We start from the raw sequence: 989 nt of genomic DNA, 5'->3' as shown, positions 1-989 counted from the left end.
GGCGGCGGCGGCGCGACCCCCGAACCCCGACCGGGCGTCGTCGACGTCGTCGCGGGGGCCCGTCGGCCGGGCGCCGGGCGCGGTGGCCTCGACATAGTCGGCGACCGCCGTGCGGTTGGCCCGCATGGAGTCGCTGTGCAGATCGTCGGACGCCTCGCTCAGTTCCCGCAGGCGTCCTTCGTCAACGGTGTCGGACACCGCATCCTCCTGTTGCCGGTGGTGCTCGATGTCGGGGACTCCCACGTCGAGGTGCTCGCGGTCGGTGACAGGTGTCCCCGACTCCGCCGAGCGGCCGCACCGGCGGTGGACGACGAGGATTCGAAGCTGCCGGCGGGACGGATGGGTGCGAGTTCGGACCGGCAGAAAACTTTTCGGACCGGGCCAATCCGCCGACCGGCGGGCGCCGAACTACGAAGCAGTACCGCTGTCGGGCGCGCCACCGGTGATCGCCTGACGACGACGCGGCGCCGGCGACGGTGCTTCCACCCCGGCGCAGCCGGGCCGATCCCCCCGCACTGGAGGTCCCGCGTGATGCAACGACGAGCCGACGACGACGACGGGCGCGCACTCCGCGCCGTCGCCGATCACGACCCGACGCTGGACGCCGGCAACAGCACGTCCAGCGTCGACAACGTCCTGCTGCGCGCCGGCCGCGGCGACACCCGCGCGTTCGCGGCCGTCTACGACCATCTCGCGGCCCGCGTGTACGGGCTGGTGCGCCGGGTCGTGCGGGACCCGGCGCAGGCGGAGGAGGTCACCCAGGAGGTTTTCGTCGAGGTGTGGCGGCAGGCGAACCGGTTCGACCCGGCCCGCGGCAGCGCCACCGGCTGGATCTGCACCCTCGCGCACCGCCGCGCCGTCGACCGGGTCCGTTCCGCGCAGGCCGCGACGGACCGGGAGCGCCGCGGGGGGGGGGGGGGGGGGGGGGGGGGGGGGGGGGGGGGGGGGGGGGGGGGTGGGTCTGGCCCTCGGGTGCGGCGGGATTCAGT

The 989-nt window shown here is 75.5% G+C and carries 2 pseudogenes; one reads left to right on the top strand and one right to left on the bottom strand.

Annotated elements, in window-relative coordinates:
- Positions 1-198: pseudogene (locus tag ND747_RS26150) on the bottom strand (hypothetical protein); the annotation flags it as partial.
- Between the two features lie 333 nt (positions 199-531).
- On the opposite strand from ND747_RS26150, the pseudogene ND747_RS26145 reads away from it, so the two are divergent.
- Positions 532-989 (top strand): annotated as a pseudogene (locus ND747_RS26145) (sigma factor); the annotation flags it as partial.

Origin of the sequence: Frankia sp. R82 (assembly GCF_023716925.1) — a bacterium.
In the GTDB taxonomy this organism is placed as follows: domain Bacteria; phylum Actinomycetota; class Actinomycetes; order Frankiales; family Frankiaceae; genus Frankia.
This window is presented reverse-complemented; position numbering and strand designations above follow the sequence as displayed.